Source organism: Brevibacterium sp. XM4083 (assembly GCF_006489205.2).
In the GTDB taxonomy this organism is placed as follows: domain Bacteria; phylum Actinomycetota; class Actinomycetes; order Actinomycetales; family Brevibacteriaceae; genus Brevibacterium.
On the sequence record NZ_VFYR02000001.1, the window covers coordinates 865522 to 883598 of the forward strand.

The window sequence follows — 18077 nt, forward strand, 5'->3', positions numbered from 1 at the left end:
CTCTTCTCGTCCCGCCGCCCGGCGGCGGACACCACGACCACAAGGATGCGAATCTATGTCGAAGCTTCTTCCCAAGGTGCTCGCCGCCGGCGCCGCCGTTTCGCTGCTGACGCTGCCGGGGACCGCGCCGGTCGCCGCGGCCGGACTCGGAGAGTCATCATCGACCTCGACCCAGGAGCCCGCCGACGACAGCGCGCCGGCAGAGACCGGTGCACCGGATCCCGGCGAAGCCTCGGCCGCCCCGACGACCGCGCCGACCGCCGACCCCAATGCCGCTCCGGCCGGCACGAAGGTCCAGCTCATGGGGATCACGGACTTCCACGGTCGGATCTCCGAAGCCGGAGCCCAGGTCGCCTCGGTGGTCGAAGAGGAGCGCGCGAAGTTCGCGGCCGAGGACAACGCCGCCGGCACCGCCTTCATCGCCGCCGGTGACAGCATCGGGGCCTCGACCTACGTGTCGTCCTCGCAGGAGGACTCCCCGACGATCGACGTCCTCAACGCGATCGGACTCCAGGGCTCGGCCACAGGCAACCACGAATACGACAGGGGCATCGACGACCTCACCGGCCGCGTCGCCTCCGAGGCCGACTTCCCCTACCTCGCCGCGAACGTCTACGACAAGGGCACCACCGATGTCGTCGACGGTCTTGAGGACTACACGACGATCGACGTCGGCGGAGTGAAGATCGCCGTCATCGGCGTCGTCACCCAGGACACCACCTCGCTCGTCTCCCCGGCGGGCATCGCCAATGTCGACTTCGGCGACCCGACCGACGCCGTCAACCGCGTCGCCGGTGAGCTCGAGGCCCTGCCGGAGGATCAGCAGCCGGACATGACCGTCGTCGAGGCCCACCTCGGCGCTTCTGCCACCGACAGCCTCGAGGCTGCGGAGGCCTCGAACGCGGAGTTCAAGAAGCTCGTCACCGAGGCCGATGCCTCCGTCGACGCCCTGCTCACGGGCCATACGCACCTCGCATCGAACTTCAACGCCCCGGTCCCCGGTGACCCCGAGCGCACGCGGCCGGTTCTCCAGGCCGGGAACTACGGCTCCTACGTCGGGCAGATCAAGCTCGAATCCGACGGTGCGGGCAATTGGACGACGTCGAGTTCGGACCTGCTGCCGACCGAGGACAAGGACTACGCCTCGCCGGTCGTCGACGAGGTCAAGCAGATCGTCGCTGACGCCGAGGAGCAGGCGAAGGGCCCGGGCTCCGTCGTCGAGGGCACGATCACCGAGGACATCACGCGCGCGTTCACCGAGGACGGTGCGGAGGACCGCGGGGCGGAGTCGACGCTCGGCAACCTCGTCGCCGACTCACTCAAGGACGGGGTCGAGGACTCCCAGCTCGCGCCCGCGGACTTCGGCATCACGAACCCCGGCGGACTGCGCACGGACCTCAAGTGCGACGACATCTACAACAACGAGAAGCCGTGCGAGGTCACGGCCGCCGAACTCAACGCGGTGCTGCCGTTCGCCAACGACCACGGCGTCGTGACGATGAAGGGCTCTGACGTCATCGGTCTCTTCGAGGAGCAGTGGCAGCCCGACGGCGCCTCGCGTCCCTTCCTCCACCTCGGCATCTCCAAGGAGCTCGACGTCGTCTACGATTCGACCGCGGCCCGCGGCGAGCGTGTGAAGTCGGTCAAGGTCAACGGTGAGGAGATCGATCCGAACCGGGACTACCGCGTCGCGACCCTGAGCTTCCTCGCCGCCGGCGGTGACAACTTCTCCTCCTTTGCGAAGGGGTCGTTCGAGCTCTCCGGCCTCACGGACTTCGAGACGTGGACGAACTACTTCCAGAAGAACTCGCCGGTGGCTCCCGACAAGTCCGAACGGCAGGCCGACGCGGCCACGGACGTCATCAGCACCGGTGACCTCACCGCCGAGCTGACCGCCCCGGCCGACGGCATCGCCCCCGGAGCCAGCGGCGACTTCGTCCTCAAGACGGATTCCCAGGGTGAAGTGCCCGGACCCATCGACGTCACCGTCGACGTGCCCGAGGGCTACAGCGTCGAGGCGGGGACCGCGCAGGCAGCGACGGCCACGACCTCTGAGGCCGGGACGTCTGCCGCCGAGGCGGGGGCCCAGGCCGCTGCCGCGACGATCACGCTCGATGGGATCCCGGCGGGGACGAACGAGGTTCCGATCACCGTCACCGCACCCGAGGACGCCTCCGGTGAGGTCACCGTGACGACCACGCTCCAGGCAGGCGACGCCGACTGGTGGGACAACAACCCGATGCCGCTGCCGCACCCGTTCGAAGCGACGGCGCAGATCGTCGGCGGGTCCGGTTCCGACGCCGGAGCCGACGCCGACGGCGGCAGTGCTGATGCCGACGGCGGCGGCGGCGCCGATGGCTCGGATCAGGGCGGCTCGGACGCCTCGTCGAACGGCGGCAGCGCCGACGGTTCTGACCAGGGCTCCTCTGATGCGAACGACTCCGCCGACGGTGCGAACGCCTCGGCGAACGGTGCGAACGCCTCGTCGAACGGCGGGGGAGCGGGCTCGGGGGCCGGTTCGGACACGGCGTCGAACGCGTCGGGCTCGAAGGACGGCGGCGACCTGCCGCGCACCGGTTTCGAGGCCCTCAACCTCGTCGCCACGGCACTCGCGCTCATCGTCGCCGGCGGCGCCGCCATCGCCGTGGTGCGGCGCCGGAAGGCGAACATCAGCATCTGAGAGTGAGAGCACTCAGCGCGTGACATGGGTGCTCAGTCGAGGGGCCGGGGAGTGATCTCCCCGGCCCCTCGCTGCACTCCCGACTGCGTTCCTGGTTCTCACCGTCGCTGACGTCGGGCGTCGCCGACGTCGGGAACGTCTGGGCGTCGCTGGTGTCGGGAACGTCCGGACGCGCGCAGCCCGCAGGTGCCGGGATACTGTCGCCGGCGTCGGCATCGTCAACACGCGCGTAGCCCACAAGTGCCGGGAAACTGTCGCAGGTGTCGGGGCGTCGCTGCTGTCAGCGCTTCGCGTTCGCGGTGGGGTCAGTCGGACGACTGACGATCGCTGGGGGTCCCCGCGTCCTTCCGACCGGCCGGCGCCTCGGAGCCGACCGACGCATGACGGTCCGCCCCCGACCTCGCACGAGCGTCACCCGACGCGTCCGTGCCACCGGAGACTTGGTCAGCGTCACCGTGGGCCCGGTCAGCGTTACCGGATGCCCGGTCAGCGTTACCGGGGGCACGGTCAGTGCCACCGGCAGCCCCGCCGGAACCCCGTGCCCCGCCGGAACCCGGCGTTGCGCGCCCGGGGCCCGCGGTCGCCTCGGCGCGGGGGTGCGTCTCGAGATGGGCGAGGACGGGGACGAGGAAGAGGATGCCGACGGCGGGGACGACGATTCCGGAGTCGTTGATGAAGGTGCCGACGCCGAGGAGGATGGCGAGGCTGATCATCGCCGCGCGCAGCAGCGGGAAGCGCGCATAGAGGGCGGTGAGCCCGTGCATCGAGAAGCGTGCGGGGGTGAGCGCGACCCAGAACACGGCGATGATGATGAGCGGCAGGATGACCGTCATCCACGACTGCGTGAGGATGTCGATGTTCATGTCGATCTTGCGCGCGAGCACACCGAGCGCCTCACCGTTGATGAGCGAGTCGAAGAAGCGGCCGAAGTGCGTGCGCTGGGCAGCCGGACGCAGCCAGTCGAGGAAGAGGACGAGGAGCATGACGAAGCCGGCGATGCCGACGGTGAGGCCGAGCCGTTTGACGGAGAAGCGGATGCCCGCCGAGGCGAGGGCGAGGTAGGCGACGCCGATGATGAGCGTGGGCACGGACCCGAACTTCGTGCCGAGACCCGGAGCGGCGAGCAGCACACAGGAGAGGAGGACGGGCACGAGGACGATCGCCAGACGCGTCAGCGGTCGTCTCGCTAGGGAGGCGAAGCCGGCGACGGCGAGCAGCAGGGCACAGCAGTAGAGCGCGAGCGCGGAGTTGCCGATCCCGTAGAACCGGGAGGCGATGAGGAGAGGCTCGCCGAGGAGGGTCGACATCTGCAGCTGCGAGCCAGTGATGACGTCGTAGGCGAGCACGCCCACCGTGACGACGGAGACGAAGAGGACCGGTCCCAGCTGCGATCGGCGCCAGGGTCCGAGGAGGGCGAGTGCTCCGAGGACGACGGACCACCCGACGAGTGCGCCGAGCATCGCGATGTCCGGGTTCGTCGCCCGCTCCCACGGCAGGACGTTGACGAGGTAGGTCGACACGGGCATCGCCGCGAAGACGACGCCGAGGCGGTACGCCGTGGAGTGGACGAGTTCCCGGTGGCGGCGGCGGAGGAACCACGCGAGGGCGAGCAGCCCTGCCATGAGCGAGGCGACGACGGGGAAGAACCACGTCGAGATCTCGTTCTGCGTCGTCACCGCGACCTGCCGGTCGAGCACCGACTGGAAGCGCGACTCCCACGACCCGCCGGGGTTGGACGTCATCGGCGCCCCCGCGACGTTGCCCATCGTCTCCCCGCCGCTGAGCTGGACGAGGGTGGGCGCGATGTCGGGTACCTGGATCAGCCCCGGCTGTCGAGTCGATGAGGAGGTGAGGAGACCCGGCTCGGCCCCGGGCTCGAGCATCATCGTCGCCTGCATCGAGGACCCGTCGTGGGTGCCGTCGGCGATCGAGGCGAAGATGATCGGCGAGGTGCCCTCACCGATCCCGGCCGTCGGGTCGGCGCCGAGCCAGCCGGTCGCGGTGAGGATCGCTCCGACCCGGCGGTCGAGGTCCTTGAGCGAGTAGCCGTCGGCCTCCGAATTGCCGAGGTCGACGATGGCGAGCTCGCCGGATTCCGACGCCGAGGCGGCTCGGAGGCCGATGTCATCGGCGATCGGCTCCCACTGGTCGATGCGACCACTCGGATCGGCTGCGGCGATCGCGGCTCCCGGACCGTAGGCGGAGATCGCCGGGACGGCATCGGCGAGACCGCCGAGGGCGGCGTCGTAGTTGTCCCCGCGCGCGACCTGCTGATAGACGTCCCAGTCGGCGACCCAGCCGTCGAGCGGCGGTTGGGGCTTGCGGCACTGCTGCCGCGGCTCGTCGGCGGCACGGCGGCCCGACCCCACGGCGAGCCACCCGTCGACGGGGCAGCTGACGGAGCGGACGCTGCGCGGGGTCATCGTCCCGATCTGGGAGGACTGCATCATCGCCCAGAGGTTCGGAGTCGTCTGCGGGTCGAGGTCCTCGAACGTGAACCCCGAGGTGCCGATGAGGATCGGGGCGTTCTCCGCGGGACGAGGGCTGTCGGCGGACTGCCCGGTGCCGGCAGCTTGTCCGGTGCTGGCTGCCTGCCCGGCGCCGGCAGCCTGTCCGGCGCCAGCAGCCTGTCCGGTGCTGGCTGCCTGTCCGGTGCCGGCTGCCTGCCCGGCCTGCGGCAGGCCGGTGATGAGGACGAGGGCGGCCAGCGCCCCGAGGAGGACGCGCAGCAGCCACGGACGCACAGCAGCGCTCATCGGCCCGATTCCCCGGAAGCGTCGGCGGCGGGCGTGAGGAGGGCTGTGGCACCGCGTCTCGCGTCAGTGCCGTGTGCGACGGTGAGGTCATCGGCGCAGAGGGCGAGGAGGTAGGGCAGGAGGACCATGGCGCCGGTGGAGGGCACGGCGATGCCGGAGTCCGTGAGCACGAGACCGACGGTGAGTCCGGTGACGGCGGCGAGGAAGCCGAAGTGGACGTCCTCGTCGGCGAAGACCTCGGGCAGGCGACCCCGCCAGTGGTCGAGGAATCGCGCAGTCCGGGTCGGCCCCTGGAACCGAGGGAAGTGGAGGAGGTAGCGGAGGAAGACGAGGATCGCGATGACCGCGAGAGGGGTGACGATCGACAGCGCCGGATTCACCTGGATGATGTGGAGGTTCGCGCTCAGCTTGCGGCCGACGACCTGCAGCGCCTCACCGGTGACGAGCTGGTCGAAGAAGTTCCCGAAATGGGAGCGGCTGCCGGCCGGTCGCAGCCAGTCGAGGAACGCGATGCCGATGAGCGCCGCGAGTGACGCGACGCCGATGAGGCCGAGCCGGAGGACCGAGAGCCGGATGCGACTGACGAGGGCGAGGAGGACGAGGAGGCCGGCGAGAGTGGCGATCGTGCCGCCGAACTTCGCCCCCCACGACGGATTCCCGGAGACGAACACCGCGAGCAGGCCGATGACGGCGGGGACGATGAGGACGAGCCGCCGGTGGCCTGCGGCACGCAGCCGGGAGACGAGGAGGCCGAGGAAGACGAAGAGGCTCGCGATGAAGATCGCGGCACCCTGATTGCCGAGACCGTAGTAGCGGCCGCCGACGATCGGGTTGTAGCCGAGCAGCGAATTCGCCTGCAGCCGCGACCCGGTCGCCAGGTCGACGGCGATGACGACGACGGTGAGGAGCGAGAGCGCGGCGACGCGTCCCCGCCACGTCCGACCCCACGGCGGGAGCAGGGAGAGGAGGAGCATCGCGGCGGCCCCGAGGGCCACGGAGAGGAAGAGACCGAACTGCGGATGCGGGAACCGCGCCCACGGCAGCAGTCCCGCGAGGAATGCACCCATGGGAATCGTCGCGAGGACGAAGGCGAACCAGGCCAGTGTGCGGTGGACCCAGGCGCCGCCGGTCTGGGGCGGCGCGGCGACGGCGAGTCCGGTTCCGCCGGCGTCCGGGGCCTCCGCGGTGCGGGCTGCGGTCGTGCGACCGGGGTGACCGGCGCGGTCGCTGCGGCGGGCGCGGGCGCGGTCGCGACGGCCGACGCGGCGGGCGATGGCGCTGCGGAGGCCGGGCGCCCAACGGTCGATGAAGATCGTGCTGAGGAGGAGACCGCAGAGGACGACGAGGACGTAGAAGGCGATGTCGAGGAAGAGGGAGAACGTGGAGAGGTTCTCGTAGACGAACTCCGATTTCGTCGCCTCGGTCTCGAGATCGAGGCGACGGTCCTCCGGTGACGCCGACGACGGGGTGACGTCGAGGGAGATCCCGCTCGGGGAATCGATCCCAAGGCGCTCGAGGATGCCCGGGGCGAGGTCGGTGATCTGGAGCAGGCCCTCCGTCCGCGTCGACGCCGAAGAGAGCGTGCCCGGGACGAAGCCGGGTCCCGAGGCGAGGAATGCCCGCAGTCGGGGAGAGCTCGAGCTGTCGCCGAGACCGGCGACGATGACGGTCGGCTCCGTCTCCGACTGGGCTCGCAGCTGCTCGAGCCGGTCGCCGAGGCGGCGGTCGGCCTCCTCGACGGAGGCCCGCCGGTCGTAGTCGGTGGGCACGGTGTAGGAGTAGTTGGGGATCGGGTCGAACAGCCACGAACGGGAGCCGATCGATCCGAGGTCGACGAGCGCGAGGCGGCAGTTCGCCGCGATCGCGTCCTCGGTGTAGTCGGCGATCTCTCCGTTCTCATCGGCGACGGCGTACGCCGCCCCCGGGCCCTCGGCGGCGACGCAGGCGTCGAGGCCGGCAGGCGCCCCCGCCTCACCGACGAGGCGCGCGAGCATTCCGTAGTCGACGGTGTAGCCGGTGCCCTGATTCGGCTCCCTGACGGCGTCGAAGTCGGGAATCGTCGCCGGCACCGTCTCACCGGGGCGGGTGAGGAGACTTTCATCACCCTCAAACCCTCCGGCGACCTCGACCTCGTCGCCGCCGGCCGGTTCGGTGCTCGTCGACGGGGCGATGAGGGCAGGGCAGCGGGCAGGGTTGTCGACGTCGGGTTCGTGAGGGGGACCCGCCTCGGCGCGGGCACCGGATCCGAAGGACAACCAGCCCGATGCCGGGCACGTCGCGGACCCGATCGTGCGGACGTTGAGGTTCGCCGCCGCCCCGGTGCGGAAGATCTCGAAGAGATTCGGAGTCCGCTCCGGATCGATGTCTCCTATGGTCAGGCCCGGTATGCCGAAGACAACCGTCTTGCTCTCAGCGGCCGCTGCGGCGCTGTCGTCGGAGTCGGCCGGCGCTTCGGCGGGGGGCGTCGGAGTCGACTGAGCCCACGCGGGAGATGAGGCGGGGGAGACGAAGAGTGCCACGAGCCCGACGATGATCCCCAGCACCAGGAGCCGGTGGGAGGGAAGGCGGCGGGGCAGGACGGATTGAGGCGGCACAGGACAATGGTATCGGGTGCGGCATTTCACCCTCCTGACCCCGACCTGGACGTTTGCTCACCGGGCCGCGGGGCATGTATATTTGATTGTCGTTGTGTGCGCTCGTCGTGCTCCCTTGCATAGCCTCTTGCGTTGCAGGCCCGTAGGTGGGGAAGCACTCGACGAACGGACCCGATTGAAGACAGACAGTGTTCGGACGCATCAGCCTCACGACCCGATGAGTCCGCCCAGGCACTGGCCCCATGAGATACGAAAAGAAGGCTACTTTTGCGTACGTACACCCCCAAGCCCGGCGATGTCGAGCGCCAGTGGCACGTCATCGACGCCACTGATGTTGTGCTCGGTCGTCTTGCCACCCAGGTTGCACGCCTGCTGCGCGGCAAGCACAAGACCACGTTCGCCCCGCACATCGATTCCGGTGACTTCGTCATCATCATCAACGCCGACAAGGTCGCGCTGACCGGCGCGAAGCTCGAGCAGAAGCGCGCTTACCACCACTCGGGCTACCCGGGCGGCCTCAAGAGCGTCAACTACGCCGAGCTGCTGGCGTCGAACCCCGAGCGCGCAGTCGAGAAGGCTGTCGCCGGCATGGTTCCGAAGACTCGCCTCGGACGCGCCCAGATGCGGAAACTCAAGGTCTACGCGGGTGCCGAGCACCCGCACGCCTCGCAGAACCCGCAGCCGTACGAACTCAACCAGGTCGCGCAGTAAGCGCGCTTGAGTCACAGAGATACCGAGGAGAACCGTGGCTGACACCGCCAACGCGACCGAAGTCGAAGAACTGACCGAATACACCTCCGAGACCCCCGCAGACGCCGGCCTGGGCGACCAGACCGCCGGTGGACGCGGACAGTCCCTCACCGCCCCCGGCAACGGAGTGGGCCGCCGCAAGCAGGCGATCGCCCGCGTCCGCCTCATCCCGGGCTCCGGCGAGTGGACGATCAACGGACGCACTCTCGAGGAGTACTTCCCGAACAAGCTGCACCAGCAGCTCGTCAACGAGCCCTTCCGCCTGCTCGACCTCGAAGGCCGCTTCGACGTCGTCGTGCGCATCTCGGGCGGCGGACCCTCCGGACAGGCCGGTGCCGTCCGTCTGGGCATCGCTCGTTCGCTCAACCAGATCGACGCTGAGTCGAATCGCCCCGAACTGAAGAAGGCAGGCTTCCTGCGCCGCGACGCTCGCGTCAAGGAACGCAAGAAGGCCGGTCTCAAGAAGGCCCGCAAGGCTCCGCAGTTCTCGAAGCGCTGATCCGCTCCCACCGTCTGCGCATGGTCTGCCACTGATGCGCAGTCGGCGGCGCACGTGCGGCCCCGAACCCGTTCGGGGCCGCATTTCGTGCATTCACCGCCGAATGGTCACCGCGCGCTCCTCAACGCGCAGATGACCATCGACTAACATCGATACGAACCTTGAGGAAAGGACTTGCCCATGGCCAGACTCTTCGGTACCGACGGAGTGCGCGGACTCGCCAATCGCGACATCACCGCGAAGCTCGCGCTTCAGCTCTCCGTCGCCGCCTCCCGCGTGCTCACCCGCTCCTGGGACGGCGACCGCCGCCCCTTCGCCGTCATCGGACGCGACACCCGCGTCTCGGGAGAGTTCCTCTCCGCGGCCACGAGTGCGGGCATTGCCTCGGCAGGCGTGGACGTCCTCGACGCGGGCATGCTGCCCACCCCGGGCATCGCCAGCGTCGTCAAGGACACCGGAGCGGCCTTCGGCGTCGTCATCTCCGCCTCCCACAACCCCATGCCCGACAACGGCATCAAGTTCTTCGCCGCCGGCGGCACGAAGCTCGACGACGCCGTCGAGGACGCGATCCTCGACATCCTCGACCAGGATTGGGAGCGCCCCATCGGCTCCGACGTCGGCCGCATCTCCCGGTACCCGGCTGCCGCTGACGAATACACCGAGAAGCTCGTCCGCTCGATCGCGCCCGAAGGCGTGCGCCCTCTCTCGGGCCTCAAGGTCGTCGCCGACTGCGCTCACGGCGCTGCGTCGATCGTCGGTCCCGCCGCACTGCGTCAGGCCGGGGCCGAGGTCATCGTCTCCGCCGCCGAACCCGACGGCCTCAACATCAACGACGGTGTCGGATCGACCCACCTCGAATCCCTCCAGCGCCTCGTCGTCGAGACCCAGTCCGACCTCGGCGTCGCCTTCGACGGTGACGCCGACCGCTGCCTCGCCGTCGACTCCCTCGGCCGTGTCGTCAACGGCGACCAGCTCATGGGCATCCTCGCGATCGGGCTCAAGGAGCTCGGCGAACTGCGCGGGAACACGCTCGTCACCACGGTGATGTCGAACCTCGGCCTGCGCCTGGCGATGGACAAGCACGGCATCAGCACCGTGCAGACGGCCGTCGGCGACCGCTACGTCCTCGAGCGGATGCTCGCCGATGACTTCGCGCTCGGCGGAGAGCAGTCCGGTCACGTCCTCATGCTCGATCACGGCACGACCGGTGACGGCGTGCAGACGGCCCTGCACCTGATGAAGCGGATGGCCGACGCGAAGCGGACCCTGGCCGATCTCGCCGCCGAGATCCCGCAGCTGCCGCAGGCGCTCGTCAACGTCAAGGGCGTCGACAAGCACCGGGTCGACATCCCGGAGGTCGCCGCCGAGGTGGCCGCCGTCGAGACCGAACTCAACGGCACCGGTCGGGTGCTGCTGCGCGCCTCGGGCACCGAACCGCTCATCCGCGTCATGGTCGAAGCCGAGACCGAAGAGGTCTCGCAGGTGCAGGCCGAGCGCCTCGCCGCCGTCGTCAAGGAGCACCTCGCTCTCTGAGCGCACACGACGAGGGGCCCGACAGCAGAGATCTGCTGCCGGGCCCCTCGGTCATTCACGCTGGTCAGACACACCGCCTCGGCGGGCGACCGGACTTGACGGGCGATCAGCCTCGGCGACCGCCTCGGCGGGATCATCCCCTCACAGGGCGAGCTTCTTGCGCACGCCGGCGGAGAAGAGGTCGACGGCGATGATGAGCACGAGCACGATGAGGATGTACGTGAGCATCGAGTCGAACTGGAACGACTTGATCGCCTGGTTGATGAGCAGTCCGATGCCGCCGGCCCCGACGAGGCCGAGGACGAGCGAGGACCGGACATTGACGTCGAACCGGTAGAGGAGCAGCCCGAAGAGCTGGGGGACGACCTGCGGGAACGTCGCATTCGCGACGATCTGGCCGCGGGAGGCCCCAGCGGTCTTCAGCGCCTCCGACGGCCCCGGATCGATCTCCTCGATCGCCTCCGACCACAGCTTGCCCATGACTCCCGTGTTGTGGAAGATGAGCGCGAGCACGCCGGGGAAGGGCCCGAGGCCGACCGCGGTGACGAAGACGAGCGCGAAGACGATGTCGGGCACCGCGCGGAGGAACGACATGATCGAGCGCGCGATCTGGTAGACGAACCGGTTCGGTGACGTCGTGCGCGATCCCAGCACCGCGAGCAGCGCCGAGGTGGGGATCGACAGGGTCGTCCCGAGCAGGCCGATCCACAGGGTGATGCCCGTGGCCTCGATGCCCGGCCACAGCGTGTCCTCCCAGCTGAGGTTCGGCGGGAACGCCTCGGAAAGGAAGTTGATCATCCCCTGACGGCCGTCGACAAGGGTGACGAACGAGAAGTCCGTCTCCCGGATCGCGACGACGTGGAGGAGGACGATGACGACGATCGCCGTCGCCAGCTGCCACCCGCCGAAACGGCGGATGGGCGGCTGCAGCGCCGAGGTCGTGTTCCTCAGCGGCACGGTGCGCAGGGTGGTGCCGCGGGTGTCGGGAATCGTCTTCATCTACTCGTCCTCCGCGATCGGGGCGGTCGTGTACAGGGAGGTGATCGCCTCGGCGGAGATCTCCTCGGCGGTGCCCCGCAGCACGATCTCCCCGGACTGCAGGCCGATGATCGTATCGGCGAACTCCCGGGCGAGATCCGGCTGGTGGAGGACGGCGGCGACGGCGAGGCCCTCGTCGTGTGCGAGATCGCGCAGCAGGGACATCACCGTGCGCGCGGCCTGCGGGTCGAGGGCGGCGACGGGTTCGTCGGCGAGCAGCACCTCGGCGCCCTGGCACAGGGCCCGGGCGACCGCCACGCGCTGCTGCTGACCGCCCGAGAGCGTGCCGGCCCGGTCGGTCGCCCGGTCGGCGAGGCCGACGCGGTCGAGGGCGACCATGGCCTCCCGGCGGATCGCCGCCGGGAAGAGCCACGGATGGAGCGAGGCGACCGTCGACATCCGGCCCAGCGCTCCCGCGCACACGTTGTCGAGCACCGAGCGGCGGGCCACGAGGTGGATCTTCTGGAACACCATGGCCGGGCGGCCGTGGCTGCCGCCGACCTCGATGTCCCCTCTCTGGTACGGGGTGAGACCGGCGACGGCACGCAGCGTCGTCGACTTGCCCGAGCCGTTGGCGCCGAGGAACGCGAGCAGCTCACCGGGGGCGACGCTGAAGCTGACATCGTCGAGCACCCGCTTCGCCCCGAAGGACACAGCGAGGCCGTCCACCCGGAGGAGGGGAGACGACGCGTCGTCGCTTCCCGCTGACCCGGCCGCCTCCTCGGCGGACGCGGGCTTCACGGTCTTCGTCGCCATGCTCACACGTCCTCTTCGGTGAGGTTCATCGTCTCCGCGAGGTCGAACAGCGGCTGGTAGGTCGACTTGTCGACCTCGATGAGCTGACCGGCCGGGGTCACGCCGAGGTAGCCGGCGACCTCTTCGAGGTCCTCGGCGGGCATGTTGAGCAGGGCGTCCTTGACGGCGGCCTTGAACTCAGGATCGGCGTCCTCCCGGACGGTCATCGGGTCGTTCGGGATGGGATCGGACTGCCAGATCTGACGGAAGTCCTCTTCGTTGAACGTGCCCTCCTTGATCGCGGTGCCCATCGTCTGCGAGTTGATCTGCGCGGCGTCGACGGCGCCGTTGGTCAGGGCGAGCAGCGACTCGGGGTGACCGCCGGCGTAGTTGAGGTTGAGATCGGATTCGGCGATGCCGGCCTCGGCGAGCGCGAAGCGGGGCAGTGCGTCGCCCGAGGTCGAGCCGACGCTGCCGAGCGCGAGGTCCTTGCCGCGCAGATCGTCGAGCGTCTCGATGTCGGAGTCCTTGGCGACCCAGATGCCGCCGGTGTAGGAGCTGAGCTCACCGTCGGCGGTGCCGAAGGACACGAGCGGTTCGGCCCCGGCGCGCTCGGAGGCGAAGACGTAGCCGAGCGGACCGAACTGTCCGATGTCGAGCTTGCCGTTCTCCATGGCGAGCACCTCGGCGGAGTAGTCCTCGAGGACCTGGACCTCGACCTCGCAGTCGAGGGCCTCACCGAGTGAGGCGCCGACGGCCTGATAGGCGGGTTCGAGCTTCTGCGGATCCTCGAACGGTTCGATGCCGAAGGTGATCTTGCCGTCAGGGCACGTGGCCGATTCTGCTTCTGCGGCCGAGGTGCAGCCGGCGAGGACGACGGGGGCGAGGACGAGAGCGGCGGAGGCAAGGGCGATGTGAGAGCGTTTCATGGCGATCCTTCTGGTGTGTGGTGATTGGTGTCTGGAGGTTGGCGTCTGGTGACGGGGTCGGATGCGGGCAGGACGGAGCGGTGGACAGGACTGTGGTGTGGACAGGACAGGGTTCGGTCAGCACGCGGACAGGACACGGTTGTCGGCACGGCTGAGTGGTCGGCGGTCAGGTCGGGTCTGGTCTGTGGGCGCGGGCGGTGAGGGCGCGGCGGATTCTGCCGCGCCCGCTGCCGCCTCAGGCGGCGGGACGGTCGGCGCGGCGGATGCCGGCGAGGGTGCGCTCGGCGAGGCCGAAGGCGATGGTCATCCCGATCCCGGTCGCCACGGTCGCGACCGTGGTCCGCTCGTCGACGCTCTCGACGATGAGCGGGCGGGACTCGCTCGAGGCGTAGACCCCCTGCCAGCGCTGGCGGATCGAGAACCCGGTGGGCTGATCGAGGACGGCGGCCGCCTCGGCGAGCAGGACCTCCGTCGTCGATTCGGGCAGGAACGGGTCGACGTTCTCCCCGTAGACGTGGGAGTCGCCGATGATGATCGTCCCGTCGGGCCGGGGGCCGAACATGACGTTCGCGCCGACCGCGAGGAGTTCGGGAGCGCTGCGGGCGACCTCGTCGCGGACCGCCTCGGCGGCGGGCATCGTGGAAAACGCGTCGTAGCGCAGCAACGAGGTGCGGGAGAGGATCGCGGCGTCGGTGCGGATGTGCTCCGGGGTCGCGGCCAGGGTCATCGACAACGCGCATTCGACGAGGCCCGCCTCGGCGGCGAGCTCGGGGAAGAGCGCAGGCAGCTGGTGGCCCGTGCAGACGATGACATGGTCGGCGGTGAACGTGCCCCGGTTGGTCTCGACGACGCCGTCGCCCACCCGACTGACCCGGACTCCGGTGCGGAGCTCGATCGCCGAGGCGGCCGCCAGGGTCTGCGCGATCCGCGGAGCCGCGGTGCGGGGGTCGACCCGGAGGTCGGCGGTGAGATGGGCGCCGCCGACGGCGCCGCGCAGGCGAGCGTGCGGGTCACCGGTGACGGCGGTCGCGAGTCGTTCGGGGGTGAGGAGGTCGATGGCGCCGGGCGCCTTGGACAGTCGGGCCTGTTCGAGCACGGCCATCTGCGCGTGGGAGGTGGCGACGACGTACGCCCCGGTCTCCGCGGCCCAGAAGCCCGACTCCGCGGCCGCGGCGATCCACTGGTCGCGGCCGGCGGCGGCGAGCTCGGCGAACTCGTCGGTCTGTCCGGTGATGCAGGCGTGTCCGAAGTTGCGCACCGAGGCACCGCGCGGGGCGGTGTCGACGTCGAGGATCGTCACCGAATGCCCCCGCCGGGCAGCGGCCCGGGCGTGGGCGAGACCGACGATGCCGGCCCCGACGACGATGATGTGAGAATGGTTCATGCCTCGAGACTGCCGTGTCGGGAACGTCTGGGACAAGCCGATTCGGGGCATGTATATATAAGTTGTCGAGCCGTTCATATACGATCCCGCAGAGTCAGAATCTGTTCACCCGGCGTTCAAACGTGAAGCCGGTCGGGACGTGGGGAGTGGGTTAGGGTCGAACCTATGATGACAAGTTCTCGTTCACCTATGGAGCCGCGCACCGCGCTGCATCGGGTCATCGGCGACGAACTCCGTGCGCGGATCACCGATGGCCGCTTGCCGATCGGAGCCGCGGTCCCGAGCGAAGCCGAGCTGTGCCGTGAGTTCTCCGTCTCCCGCGGTCCGGTGCGTCAGGCGCTGTCGGCGCTGCGGGCCGAGGGGATCATCGCCGGCGGTCAGGGAGCGGTCGCGCATGTCGTCGGCTCGATCCCGACGCAGTCGATGACGAGCTTCCTCTCGTTCTCGGAGTGGGCGCATTCGACGAACCGGACCCCGGGCCAGCGCACGGTCGAACTCGCCAAGCGCGCGGCGAATCAGGACGTCGCGCTCAACCTCGGCGTCCCGGTCGGAGAGCTCGTCGTCGAGATCATCCGCCTCCGCCTCCTCGACGAGGTGCCCGTCATGGTCGAGCGCACGGCGTTCACCCTCGACGCGGGACGCCACCTCTTCGACTTCGACACCGACAGCGGGTCGATCTTCGCCCACCTCAAGGCCAACGACGTCGAACTCGTCGCCGCCCGGCACACCTTCGACGCGATCGGCGCAGGTGAGGTCGACGCCGAACTTCTCGACGTCCCCGTCGGCTCGCCGCTGCTGCGCGAACGGCGCATCACCTCGACCGGGTCGGGCGTGCCCGTCGAGTACTCCGACGACCACTATCTGCCCGACCAGGTCACCTTCACGATCAACAACACCGCAGGGGCGGCGAACTCCGTCGTCCGCCTCATTCCCGACACCTGACACCGCACTCAGCTCATTCCCGACACCTGACACCGCACTCAAGGAGCACACCCATGACCACCATCGAACTCGCCGTCTTCGACATGGCCGGCACCACGCTGAACGAACACGGCGACGTCTACCGCGCACTGCGCCAGAGCGTCGAGGAGAACGGCGTCAAGGTCACCGACGAGAACCTCCAGACGTGGATGGGTGCCGACAAGGTCGAGGCGATCCGCAGCCTGCTCCGCCTCGGCGGGCACGCCGGCGACGAGGCGACGGTGGCGGCCTCGTTCGACCGTTTCCGCGCGCTGCTCCGCGACTTCTACGCAGCGACCCCGCCTGAGCCGCTGCCCGGCATCCCCGAGGCGCTCGCCGAACTCCGCAGCAACGGCGTCAAGGTGGCGCTGACGACGGGATTCTCGACCGATGTCGCCGGACCCCTGCTCGAGGGACTCGGCTGGGCGACGGGGGAGGGCGGCAACCTCGACGCGGTCGTCTGCTCCGACGAGGTCGCCGCCGGACGCCCCTACCCGTACATGATCCAGCGGGCGATGGAGCGCACCGGCACGAAGGACGTGGCCACGGTGCTCGTCGCCGGTGACACCGTCGTCGACGTCGAGGCCGGAGCCGCCGCCGGTGCCGGTGTCGTCCTCGGTGTCGAGACCGGCAAGCTCACCGCCGCCGACTTCGCGGCGCAGGACGGAGCGCAGTCCCTGTCCTCGGTCGCGGAGATCCCGGCGTACCTCGGCCTCCGCAGCTGAGCCGCGGCCGGCACCGCGGGGCCGGCCGCGCCGCACGCCCGGCATGCGGTTGAAGCAGACGCGGCTCGGCAGTGACGGCCCCTTCCCGGAGTCTTCGGCTCATTCAACAGTTGGCGCGAAAATGTGGTCCCCAAAGGCCGCTTTTTCGCGCCAACTGTTGACCGAGCGAGGTCAGGCTCGGGAAAGCGTTGATAATCACGCGAAGTGTTGAGCGGCAGCTCGCGATCTCTCCCGCTTCCAGCCCCGAGGTCGCGCAACTTGTGCACTCAAGTGACAGGTTATCCACAGATTGATCCAGAGGTATTGTCACAGAGCTGTCTTTTGATCATTCTTGATGCATGTTCATATGTATGAGCGCTGCGGAGCTCAGGACGGCGGGCCTGAGCGAGTACGACATTCTCAGAGCCGAGAAGTGCTGCCTGCGGCGCGTCCGGCGCGGGATCTACGTCGTCACCAAGTCATGTGCGGTGAGTGTTCACCGGTTCGTCTCGGATGTCGCTTCGGATGACGCCACCGACCTCCCTCGCGAGACAGAAGGGCAGCTCAAGCGCAACGAAGATCTGCGCATCATGGTCCGGTCGTACGTCGGCAAGCTTCTGCCGCATGCCGTGTTCTCCCACCGGAGTGCGCTCATCATCCACGGACTCGCTGTCCCCTTCATCGAGCGTGACGGCGATGTGTTCGCCGAATCGGTCCATCCCCGCTGTGGCCTGCGCAGGCCGTCGATGCAGGTGAGGCGCCGCTCGCTCGACGAACAAGACGTCGTTCCTGTCGACGGGATTCCCGTCACCTCGGTCCTCCGCACTCTGTTCGATCTCGCGCGAGACTATCCGCTTGCCCTCGCTGTTGCAGCGATCGACGACGCCCTGCATCGCTCGGTCATCACCGAGGAGCAGTTCCAGACCTACGTCGCCGACCATCCAGTGCGCACCCGTCAGCGACGGATCGAGACCGTGCTGGAGAACGTCGACGGGCGTCGCGAATCGGTGGGAGAGTCGATCACCGCAGTCCGCTTCGTGGAGTTCTCCGTTCCGGGGCTCGAACCACAGGTCGTCATCGTCGACGAGAACGGCCGATTCGTCGCGCGCACCGACTTCGCGAACAGGCAGGCAAAGGTGGTTGCCGAGTTCGATGGCGCAGGGAAATACCACCTCAAAGGTGTGGACCCGAAGAAGGCATTCGAACAGGAGCGGCGCAGAGAGTACGCCCTCCGCAACCTCGGATACGAAGTGTTCCGGTTGACATGGCAGGACCTCTTCTCCGCGACCCAGTTCCTCCGGATCAGAGCGGCGATCGAACGACGGACACCGCAGCGGCCTGCTCGCTCAACTGTAGGCTGAGTGCGGCTGGAGTCGCCGATTGCTCCCTCGGCGCTCCCTCATTCAACAGTTAACGCGAAAAAGTGGTCTCCAAAGGCCGCTTTTTCGCGCCAACTGTTGACCGAGCGAGTTCGAGCTCGGGGAAGCGCTGATATTCACGCGAAGTGTTGAGCGA

General features: G+C 69.0%; 13 protein-coding genes. 7 read left to right on the forward strand and 6 right to left on the reverse strand.

The genetic code is table 11. The features are described from left to right. The first annotated feature begins 55 nt into the window (after positions 1 to 55). On the forward strand, positions 56 to 2680 hold the full coding sequence (locus FJ887_RS03730) for a 5'-nucleotidase C-terminal domain-containing protein (RefSeq protein WP_137825631.1): 2625 nt from the start codon (positions 56 to 58) through the stop codon (positions 2678 to 2680). A gap of 305 nt (positions 2681 to 2985) precedes the next feature. Here FJ887_RS03730 and FJ887_RS03735 read toward each other — a convergent pair whose 3' ends face one another. Together FJ887_RS03735 and FJ887_RS03740 are read right to left on the reverse strand one after the other, a co-directional pair. After that, a complete protein-coding gene (locus tag FJ887_RS03735; RefSeq protein ID WP_249356769.1) occupies positions 2986 to 5436 on the reverse strand; it encodes a hypothetical protein in 2451 nt (816 codons plus the stop codon). After that, on the reverse strand, positions 5433 to 8030 hold the full coding sequence (locus tag FJ887_RS03740) for an alkaline phosphatase family protein (protein ID WP_250786146.1): 2598 nt from the start codon (positions 8028 to 8030) through the stop codon (positions 5433 to 5435). The genes FJ887_RS03735 and FJ887_RS03740 overlap by 4 nt, the downstream gene beginning before the upstream one ends. Positions 8031 to 8297: 267 nt before the next feature. Between FJ887_RS03740 and rplM the strand changes: the two genes are divergently transcribed. From rplM to glmM, 3 genes are all read left to right on the forward strand, one after another. Further along, positions 8298 to 8741: a 50S ribosomal protein L13 gene (rplM, locus tag FJ887_RS03745; protein WP_137825630.1), complete on the forward strand. Its 444-nt coding sequence runs from the start codon at positions 8298 to 8300 to the stop codon at positions 8739 to 8741. A 34-nt stretch (positions 8742 to 8775) separates the two neighbouring features. Continuing rightward, positions 8776 to 9279: a 30S ribosomal protein S9 gene (rpsI, locus tag FJ887_RS03750; protein WP_009376128.1), complete on the forward strand. Its 504-nt coding sequence runs from the start codon at positions 8776 to 8778 to the stop codon at positions 9277 to 9279. A gap of 180 nt (positions 9280 to 9459) precedes the next feature. Further along, entirely contained in the window at positions 9460 to 10812 is a 1353-nt protein-coding gene (gene glmM, locus FJ887_RS03755) for a phosphoglucosamine mutase (protein ID WP_137825628.1), read from the forward strand. 141 nt (positions 10813 to 10953) lie between these two features. Here the strand turns inward: glmM and phnE are convergent, their stop codons facing one another. From phnE to FJ887_RS03775, 4 genes are all read right to left on the reverse strand, one after another. Further along, positions 10954 to 11811, reverse strand: a complete 858-nt coding sequence (gene phnE, locus FJ887_RS03760; protein WP_137825627.1) for a phosphonate ABC transporter, permease protein PhnE — start codon at positions 11809 to 11811, stop codon at positions 10954 to 10956. Further along, the gene (locus tag FJ887_RS03765; RefSeq protein WP_137825626.1) at positions 11812 to 12606 is read right to left on the reverse strand and encodes a phosphonate ABC transporter ATP-binding protein; all 795 of its coding nucleotides are present in this window, start codon (positions 12604 to 12606) and stop codon (positions 11812 to 11814) included. Positions 12607 to 12608: 2 nt separating this feature from the next. Beyond that, positions 12609 to 13514, reverse strand: a complete 906-nt coding sequence (locus FJ887_RS03770; RefSeq protein WP_137825625.1) for a phosphate/phosphite/phosphonate ABC transporter substrate-binding protein — start codon at positions 13512 to 13514, stop codon at positions 12609 to 12611. Between the two features lie 235 nt (positions 13515 to 13749). Beyond that, positions 13750 to 14898, reverse strand: coding sequence for a TIGR03364 family FAD-dependent oxidoreductase (locus tag FJ887_RS03775; protein ID WP_171007041.1), 1149 nt, complete (start codon positions 14896 to 14898; stop codon positions 13750 to 13752). Positions 14899 to 15087: 189 nt separating this feature from the next. Here FJ887_RS03775 and FJ887_RS03780 point away from each other — a divergent pair, with 189 nt between their 5' ends. From FJ887_RS03780 to FJ887_RS03790, 3 genes are all read left to right on the forward strand, one after another. Next, entirely contained in the window at positions 15088 to 15840 is a 753-nt protein-coding gene (locus tag FJ887_RS03780) for a GntR family transcriptional regulator (RefSeq protein WP_249356767.1), read from the forward strand. Between the two features lie 53 nt (positions 15841 to 15893). Continuing rightward, entirely contained in the window at positions 15894 to 16583 is a 690-nt protein-coding gene (locus tag FJ887_RS03785) for a phosphonatase-like hydrolase (RefSeq protein ID WP_137825622.1), read from the forward strand. Positions 16584 to 16933: 350 nt separating this feature from the next. Beyond that, positions 16934 to 17923 (forward strand): type IV toxin-antitoxin system AbiEi family antitoxin, encoded by a 990-nt coding sequence (locus tag FJ887_RS03790; protein ID WP_137825621.1) that lies wholly within the window; start codon positions 16934 to 16936, stop codon positions 17921 to 17923. Positions 17924 to 18077: the final 154 nt, after the last annotated feature.